Annotated in this window: 11 protein-coding genes and 1 pseudogene; 6 read left to right on the top strand and 6 right to left on the bottom strand. The window is 63.2% G+C overall.

The genetic code is table 11. The annotated features are described in order from the left end of the window. Window positions 1-13: 13 nt before the first annotated feature. From ASC48_RS17985 to ASC48_RS17975, 3 genes and pseudogenes are all read right to left on the bottom strand, one after another. Window positions 14-223 (bottom strand): annotated as a pseudogene (locus ASC48_RS17985) (transposase); the annotation flags it as partial. Then, window positions 163-1,131, bottom strand: a complete 969-nt coding sequence (locus ASC48_RS17980; protein ID WP_208975811.1) for a sulfate ABC transporter substrate-binding protein — start codon at window positions 1,129-1,131, stop codon at window positions 163-165. The gene ASC48_RS17980 and the pseudogene ASC48_RS17985, both read right to left, overlap by 61 nt. 98 nt (window positions 1,132-1,229) lie before the next feature. Continuing rightward, window positions 1,230-1,682, bottom strand: coding sequence for an RrF2 family transcriptional regulator (locus ASC48_RS17975; protein WP_055457061.1), 453 nt, complete (start codon window positions 1,680-1,682; stop codon window positions 1,230-1,232). A 250-nt stretch (window positions 1,683-1,932) separates the two neighbouring features. Between ASC48_RS17975 and ASC48_RS17970 the strand changes: the two genes are divergently transcribed. The 6 genes from ASC48_RS17970 to ASC48_RS17945 all read left to right on the top strand — a co-directional run bounded on the left by ASC48_RS17970 (window position 1,933) and on the right by ASC48_RS17945 (window position 5,069). Next, window positions 1,933-2,403, top strand: coding sequence for an Lrp/AsnC family transcriptional regulator (locus ASC48_RS17970; protein WP_055457060.1), 471 nt, complete (start codon window positions 1,933-1,935; stop codon window positions 2,401-2,403). Window positions 2,404-2,534: 131 nt separating this feature from the next. Beyond that, window positions 2,535-3,152 carry an alpha/beta hydrolase gene (locus ASC48_RS17965; RefSeq protein WP_072242709.1) on the top strand — a complete coding sequence of 206 codons (618 nt, stop codon included), beginning with the start codon at window positions 2,535-2,537 and terminating at the stop codon, window positions 3,150-3,152. Beyond that, window positions 3,149-3,433, top strand: coding sequence for a hypothetical protein (locus ASC48_RS17960; protein ID WP_055457058.1), 285 nt, complete (start codon window positions 3,149-3,151; stop codon window positions 3,431-3,433). Before ASC48_RS17965 ends, ASC48_RS17960 begins: the two co-directional genes overlap by 4 nt. Window positions 3,434-3,600: 167 nt before the next feature. Next, entirely contained in the window at window positions 3,601-4,059 is a 459-nt protein-coding gene (locus ASC48_RS17955; protein WP_055457057.1) for an RrF2 family transcriptional regulator, read from the top strand. 49 nt (window positions 4,060-4,108) lie between these two features. Then, complete coding sequence (locus ASC48_RS19690; RefSeq protein ID WP_167345155.1) at window positions 4,109-4,333, top strand: FAD/NAD(P)-binding protein; 225 nt, start codon at window positions 4,109-4,111, stop codon at window positions 4,331-4,333. A gap of 88 nt (window positions 4,334-4,421) precedes the next feature. Continuing rightward, window positions 4,422-5,069, top strand: coding sequence for an ATP-binding cassette domain-containing protein (locus ASC48_RS17945; protein ID WP_425270047.1), 648 nt, complete (start codon window positions 4,422-4,424; stop codon window positions 5,067-5,069). A 119-nt stretch (window positions 5,070-5,188) separates the two neighbouring features. On the opposite strand, the gene ASC48_RS17940 is transcribed toward ASC48_RS17945, so the two are convergent. From ASC48_RS17940 to ASC48_RS17930, 3 genes are read right to left on the bottom strand one after another with little or no spacing between them, the layout of a single operon-like run. Further along, window positions 5,189-6,253, bottom strand: coding sequence for an ABC transporter ATP-binding protein (locus tag ASC48_RS17940; protein WP_055457054.1), 1,065 nt, complete (start codon window positions 6,251-6,253; stop codon window positions 5,189-5,191). Between the two features lie 11 nt (window positions 6,254-6,264). Continuing rightward, window positions 6,265-7,098, bottom strand: coding sequence for a carbohydrate ABC transporter permease (locus ASC48_RS17935; RefSeq protein ID WP_019966439.1), 834 nt, complete (start codon window positions 7,096-7,098; stop codon window positions 6,265-6,267). A 3-nt stretch (window positions 7,099-7,101) separates the two neighbouring features. Continuing rightward, entirely contained in the window at window positions 7,102-8,025 is a 924-nt protein-coding gene (locus ASC48_RS17930) for a carbohydrate ABC transporter permease (RefSeq protein ID WP_055457053.1), read from the bottom strand. Window positions 8,026-8,072: the final 47 nt, after the last annotated feature.

Genomic DNA, 8,072 nt, shown 5'->3' with positions numbered 1-8,072 from the left:
GGGCTCAGAAGTTTCCCCGCGCAGCCTCCGTCAGGATCAGCTTGTCCAGCGTCAGATCCGCCACCGCCTTGCGAAGCCGTTCGTTCTCCTTCTGGAGATCCTTCAACTGCCGAAGCTGGTCACGGCTCATGCCGCCATATTGCTTACGCCACCGGTAGAACGTCAGCTCGGAAACGCCGATCTGGCGAACGGCATCCGCCATCGCCATGCCTTGGCCGCGCAAAACCTCAACCTGCCGAAGCTTCGTGACGATCTCGTCGGGCTTGTGTCGCTTGTTTGCCATTGTGGTCCTCCTTCAGGGTCAAAACCATACTTCAAGGTGGACCCGTTCAATGGGGGTGGATCACCCTTTGTCTTGGCATTGCCTTCCACCAGCGCCACCGGCGGCTCGGCCTTGATCGAGATGGACGGAACGATGATCTCGAATTGATCCGGCCCCAGCTCTGCCAGAGCCAGGAACGCTTCGTTCTCCCAGGCCAGCAGCACGTCGCCAATGCCGCGCTGGACGAAGGTAGTGGTGGAGCCGCGTGCACCGGTGTCAAGCACAGGCACATGGCGCAGAAGCTCGGCCACATAGTCGCGCGTCTTGGCTTCATCGCCGCCATAGGTCTTCTGCGCCCAGCCCCAGGCGGCCAGGAAGTTCCAGCGCGCGCCGCCGGAAGTCTTCGGGTTCGGGGTGATCACCTCGATGCCATCGCGGACCAGATCCGGCCAATCCTTGATCTCCTTCGGATTGCCCTTGCGGACAAGGAAGACGATGGTGGAAACGTAAGGCGCGCTGTTGTTCGGCAGCAGGCTGCGCCAGTTTTCGGGAATCTTGCCGGTGGCCGAGGCGATCTCGTTGATGTCAGCCTCAAGTGCCAGCGTCACAACATCGGCTTCCAGCCCGTCGATAACCGAGCGGGCCTGCTTGCCCGAGCCGCCATGCGACATCTGCACGGTCACGTTGTCTCCCGTCTTCTCCTTCCAGAAGGCGGCGAAGGCGGGATTGAATTCCTTGTAGAGCTCGCGGGTCGGATCGTAGCTGACATTCAGCAGCGTCACGTCTGCGGCAAAGGCCGGGGCTGGCGCCGCAAAGGCGAGCGCGAGGGTAACGGCGGCGGCGGATTTCAGAAACCTGATGCGTGTCATATGGGGAACCTCCCTGCCATCAACGCATTTAATCTCTATCGATTTTGTCGAGTTTAAAAACAAACCGCCACTGCAATAAAGCCGAAATCGTAGAAAATTTATCCAACAAGGCGGGCTGGATTGGATTCCGGCAGCCCCTGACCCTTCAGGCAGTCGGCAATCGTGGTGTTATCGAGGATGGCGCGGTTGGCTTCGGCAACCTTCGCAAAGACCCGGCGGATCTCGCAGGCAGCCTCGTCCCGGCAGGTGTCGCAGCGCCGGTAGGCCGTGCGGCTGAGGCAGGGAAGCGGCGCCAGCGGCCCCTCCACGATGCGCAGGATTTCGCCGAAGGTGATGAGGTCGGGCGACTTGCGCAGCATGTAGCCGCCCGCCTTGCCGCGCCGGCTGACGACCACCCCGCTGTGCTTGAGATCCAGCAGGATCTGCTCAAGGAATTTCTTCGGAATCGCCTGGGTTTCGGCAATATCCGCCGTCAGCTGCACCTCGTCCGTCCCGTTGCGGGCGAGCGCGATGACGGCCTTCAATGCATATTGTGCCTTGAGAGATAACACGTGCGTCTCTGTTCCCCGGTTAGGGCTGCAAGGCAACCGGCCGCCGGACCATCCGGCAGGAGCCACGAAGGGGCTGCCTGCATTGTAGGGCATCCGGCTGCGGAGGGAAACAGGAACACTTTTCTCCCGCACAGCCCTTTCGGGGAATTTGCAATGCTCCGCAGCGCAAGGGCGCAGAATGGAGCCAGCTTGACAGGAGAAGCTTCCTGGCGAATATATCTACTAATTCGATATACATATTGGAGAAGGCGTGTCTCTGGACCTCATCGACCGCAAGATCATCGCCGCATTGCAGGCGGATGCCACCTTGCCGATTGCCCAGCTCGCCGGCCGGGCAGGCCTCTCCCCCACGCTTTGCTGGAAGCGCATCCAGAAGCTGGAGCAGACCGGCATCATCTTTGGGCGCGTCGCGCTCGTCGCGCAGGAGCGGATCGGGCTGGGTCTCACCGTCTTCGTCGAGATCGAAGCAGCGGACCACACGCCGGAATGGCGCGGCAGCTTTGCCCGCATCACCGGCGCCATGCCCGAAGTCATGGAGATCCACCGCATGGCGGGGGACGCCGGCTATCTGCTCAGGGGCGCCGTGGAAGACATGGCCGCCTTCGACGCCTTCTACAAGCGGCTGACGGAAAGCGTGCCGCTGAAGAATGTCACCTCCCGCTTTGCGATGGAGCGGATCAAAGCCACCACCGCCTATCCGGTCGACGTGTCGCGGAGATGAGTTTGCCCGCCGGACGGGACCGGCGGAGAACACCCATGCTCTTCGGAGCACTGCCTTTGGAATTCAAAAGTACAGCGAACCAGTAGATGATCAGCACAATATCAACAGCAGCCATATGGAGATGGCAATGACTGTCACCCCTGATCATTCCGGGCCTTGGCGGCTCCTGCAGCAATCACTGGCAGACCTGGTGGCTGAAGACGGATCCGTCGGCCATCTGGGTGGGCCAGGACGACTGGAGCGCGGCTGATCCCGATCAATGGGACGTGACCATCGTGCGGCATCTGCGCGAGCATCCCGGCGCAAACATCGTGGCGCACAGCCTTGGTGCCACGGCGATTGCCCGGGTGGCGGCACGCTGGCCTTCGGTGGAAATCGGCACCGCCCTGCTGGTCGCCCCTGCTGATGTGGAACGCGGCATCGGCGCCCAGCGCCTCGGCCATTTCGGCCCGCTGCCGCGCGAGCGGTTCGAGTTCAATGCCGCAGTTGTGGCAAGCCGCAACGATCCCTGGATGACCTTCGACCAGGCCGGCCGGCTCGCCGATGACTGGGGCGCACGGCTGATCGATCTCGGGGCTTCAGGCCATATCAATCCGGACGCCGGTTTCGGCCCGTGGCCGGTTGGCAAGACGCTGCTGACCGACCTGTCGCTGATCCCCCGCTATCCCGGCGGCCGCAGCGCAAGCCTGCGCCGCCGCACAGATGACGGACACACCGTCACATCCAACCAGAGGAGGCACGGAACATGACCGGACCACGCATCACGGCCACCAGCCCGGCCAACGGCACCACAACGCGCAAGGACATCATGCGCCTCGCCGCCTGGATTGCCTTCGTTGCGGCCTATGCACTTGTCGTTGCCGTGCTCGCCTCCCCGCGCGGAGCGATGGCGGGCAGCAGCAGCGGGGTACAGACAGCCCCAGCCACCGTTACCGCGCAGGCAGCCGCCCCCCGGACAGATGGCAACCTGCCGCGCACACTGGCGCTGGCCGGTTTTGCAGCTGGTTCCGCCAATGGCCATCAGCACTGAGCCTCACCGGGCAGTGCTGCACCTCTTCGCGCCGCCGGTTCCCCGGCCGCGCAGCCTTCCGCCATGGCGGAAAGCCTTTGGTTCTGGCCAGAAAGAGCAAACCGGTCTATATGGACGATCAACAAAATGGATGAATAGGGTCCATTGTCCTGCGGAGTCCGGTTTCCATGCTGTCCATGAAAGGCAAATACGGGTTGAAGGCCATGTGCCATCTGGCAGGCCTGCCCGAGGGACAGGTTGTCCAGTCGTCGGAAATTGCCGACGCCAATTCGATTTCCAAGAAGTTTCTCGATGCCATTCTGGCGGACCTGCGCCACGCGGGTTTCGTCCATGCCCGCAAGGGGCGCGGCGGCGGCTACTGCCTGACACGCCCGGCGGAAGACATCATGGTGGGGCATGTGCTGCGCGTCCTCGACGGACCGCTCGCCCCGATCCACTGCGCCAGCCGCACCGCCTATCACCGCTGTCACGACTGCCCGGACGAGAACGCCTGTTCCGTGCGGCTGACCATGCTGGATGTCCGCGAGGCAATCGCCTCGGTTCTGGACACCAGATCCATCGCATCCATGCGACAGATGGCCGAGACCGGGGAGAGCGGGAAGATCGCAGCCCTCCACGTGTCCTGATGCGAAGCAGATGCCGCGCCCCGGCCGCCGGAAACCGGGAGAACGCAGCATGACGCATCACATCGCCATCATCGGGGCTGGTGCCAGTGGAAGGCTGCTGGCAGCCAATCTGGGCAGACTGACCGCGGGCCGCATCCGCATCTCGCTGATCGAACAGGCAGACCGCATTGCCCGCGGCATCGCCTACGCGCCCGTTGACCGGGGCCATCTTCTCAACACCCGCGTGCGCAACATGAGCGCCTATGCCGATGCGCCGGATCATTTCGGCGAATAGTTGGCCACTTCTGCGAGGAAAGCTTCATCACGGCTGCCGATCTCGCCGCCTATACGGAAAAGCTGCGCGTCCTCATCGCCATCCGCCCCTGCACCGCATCACCGGCAAGAGCGGCTGCCGCAAGAGCACCCTTCTGCGGCTTCTGACCGGCCTCGGCACCGCGACCGGCGGCAGCATCGCCATTGACGGAAAGGTACCGCAGAAGGGCTCGGACGACATCCGCCTCATGTTTCAGGAGCCGCTGCACCCGCCATGGGAGCGGGTGGCCGGAAACACCGGCCAGTCCGCCGCAACAGGCGCAGCCGCAACGCGCACCGCCGCCCTGCCCCATCCCGTGGCCGAAGCGCTGGAGGCTGTGCAGCTTTCGGACAAGTCCCATGTCTGGCCCTCCACCCTGTCCGGCAGCCAGAAGCAGCGCGCCGCCCTTGCCCGCCCCCTCGTCGGCCACCCGCGCCTGCTCGCCTTCGACGAGCCCCTGGGCGCCCTCGATGCGCTGATACGGCTGGTGATGCAGGAACTGATCCTCAAGGTGAAACAGCAGACCGGCTTCACCGCCATCCTCGTCACCCATGACGTGGCCGAAGCCGTGGCCCCCCGCCGACCGGGTGATCGTGCTCGACGAAGGCCGCATCAAGGCCGAATCCCCCGTCCCCGTCCCCTCCCTCACCCGCGCCCCAAGGCCGGCACCGATGCCGCCCGGATCGAGGCGCAGATCCTGGCGGCGATTTTCGGGTGATGGCGTAAATGAGGACGAAGCCCTTTCCTTCAGCCCGCCCGGACTCCGGCCTCTCTGCAGCGCAGTCCGTGGCGGCGCCGGCGGCAGACGGCAACAGCGTGATGACGCCCCTGGCGCCTTCAGACGCGGTTGCCGTCTTCGTCGAACAGATGCAGATGTTCGGCCGGAAAGCTGACCCGCAGGCCTGCTGCAGGTGTGAGGACGGAGCGGTCAAGGGTGAAGGCCTTGAACGCCTGGCCATGCAAGGCCAGATGCAGGATGATGCCGAAGCCCGTGGGTTCCACCAGATCGACACCGGCCTCCCAGCGCCCCTCGTCAGAGAGGCTGACATGCTCGGGCCGGATGCCAAGCGTCGCCGGTGCGCCATCTGCCAGCCCCCCGCGCTGGGACAGGGGAATGGCTGTTCCATCGGCAAGGCGGAACTCCGCACCGCCACTGCCGGTATGGTACCGCCCTTCAAGAAAATTCATGCCCGGCGACCCGATGAAGCCGGCAACGAAGAGGTTGGCCGGCCGGTCGTAAAGATCGAGCGGCGTTCCGACCTGCTGCACAATGCCGCCATGCATGGCGACGATCCGGTCGGCCAGGGTCATGGCCTCGATCTGGTCGTGGGTGACATAGATCGAGGTGGCGCCCAGGTCCGCGTGCATTTTCTTGATTTCGGCGCGCATCTGTTCGCGCAGGCGGGCATCCAGATTGGACAAGGGTTCATCGAACAGAAAGGCTTTCGGCTTGCGGACAATGGCCCGGCCCATCGCGACCCGCTGGCGCTGCCCCCCGGAAAGCGCCTTCGGCCGCCGTTCCATCAGAGGCTCGAGGCCAAGTTTGCCGGCAGCCTCCCCGATCATTTCAGCGATCAGTTCCTTCGGCGTTTTGCGCAGGCGCAGGCTGTAGCTCATGTTTCCAGCGACGGTCATATGCGGGTAAAGTGCATAGGACTGGAACACCATGGCGATGTCCCGGTCCTTCGGCGGCAGATCATTGACCCGCTTTCCGGCGATATGAATGCCGCCCGAACTGACGTCCTCCAGCCCGGCAATCATGCGCAGAAGCGTGGACTTGCCGCAGCCGGACGGACCGACGAGAACGATGAATTCACCGTCCTGGATGTCGAGATCGACACCGTGCAGAACCTCGACCATGCCGTAGTTTTTCCGGACGTCCCGAATTTCGATTGAGGCCATGAGAACACCTTTCAGCCTTTGACCGCGCCGGCCGTCAGGCCCTGCACGAGATAGCGCTGGATCATCAGGAAGAAGAGGCAGGCCGGGATCAGCGCGAGCACGCCGGCAGCCATCATCTGTCCGAAATCAACGGAGAATTTGGAAACGAAGGTCAGCAGTCCGACCGGGAAAGTCGCTGCGTCCGTGCCGGAGATCAGCATCAGGGCGAACAGGAGTTCACTCCAGGCTGCGGTGAAGACGAAGCCAAGGGTCGCCGCGATCCCCGGCAGGGTGAGCGGCAGGATGATCTGGCGGAACGCCTTGAACTGGGTCGCACCGTCGATCATCGCCGCCTCCTCCAGATCCTTCGGAATACCATCGAAGAACGACTGCATCAGGAAGGTCGCGAAGGGCACGTTGAAGGCGGAGTAAACGATCACCAGCCCGGTCAGGCTGTTGGTCAGGCCGAGCGGCGAGAGGATCTTGAAGATCGGGGCGACCAGCATCACCAGCGGAAACATCTGGGTGATCAGCATCAGGGCGATCAGCCAGTATTTCGCCCGGAACGAAAACCGCGACAGGGCATAGCCGGACAGCGAGGCGATCAGCGTTACCACCAGCGCGGTCGAGCCCGCGACAATCACCGAGTTGCGGAAGAAGGTCGGGAAGGCGCTGTGCCGGAGCACGAAGTCGAAATGCTCGTAGGTCGTCCTCGACGGCCACATCCGCACCCCTTCGCTGTAGAGCAGATCATTGGGTGTAACGGCGACCTTGAGCAGCCAGTACAGCGGAAACAGGGCAAAGACCACATAGCAGAGAATGGCCAGGCGATGGGCCGCGACGAGAGAGAATTTGCGGACATGCATGTTTCAATCCTCCTTCAGAAGCGTCTGGCGGAGGAAGACGATCAGCATCGAATAGACTAGCAACAGGATCAGCAGCACCAGCGCGATGGCTGAGGCATAGCCAAAATCGAGACGCCTGAAAGCCTGGGTGAAAATATAGCTGGCGACGATCTGGGTCCGGTCCGCCGGCCCGCCATTGGTCATCACCACGATCAGATCAGCAAAATTGGCGATCCATACAGTGCGCAGCAGCACGGTAATGGCGATGGCCGGGGCGAGGAAAGGCAGCGTGATGGAGAGGAACCGCTTGATGGGGCCGGCGCCGTCGATGGCCGCAGCCTCATAGAGATCACGCGGAATGGACTGAAGCGCGGCAAGCAGGGTGATGGCAAAGAACGGAATGCCCCACCAGACATTGGCGGTGATCGGCCCCCACATGGCCAGGTGCGGATCGGACAGGATATTGTTCGCCTCACTGCGCAGGCCGAGGGCGAAAAGCCAGTGCGGCAAGGGGCCGATGACCGGGTTGAACAGCCAGGCCCAGTTCAGGCCGGCAAGGAATGTTGGCACCGCCCATGGCAGAAAGACGAGAGCCTGCACGAGACCGCGCCCGCGGAAAGGCTTGTTGAGCAGCAATGCCAGGATCAGCCCGAGGCCGAACTGCAGAAAGACGGAAGCACCGGTCCACCACAGCGTGTTCGAAAGCGCCCGGTAGAAGGCTCTGTCGCGGGCGAGAGTCTGGAAATGCTCCAGCCCGACGAAGCCGCCGGAAAAGGGGTTGAGCAGCTGAATATCACGGAAGGCATAGGAGATGCCGAGAACCAGCGGCACCAACATGACCGCGGCGATCAGGAACAGCGCCGGGGCGCTGTAGAGATAGGGTTCCGCATCAAGGGCAATACGCCGCAGCAAGGGCGGCCTGCCCCGGGACTGAACAAGGCGTGTCATCGTTCTGCGCTTCTCTCGCGTCGGGATGGCGTGAGGCCCTGACGGCG

This window comes from Pannonibacter indicus, from assembly GCF_001418225.1.
GTDB classification, from domain to species: domain Bacteria; phylum Pseudomonadota; class Alphaproteobacteria; order Rhizobiales; family Stappiaceae; genus Pannonibacter; species Pannonibacter indicus.
This window is presented reverse-complemented; position numbering and strand designations above follow the sequence as displayed.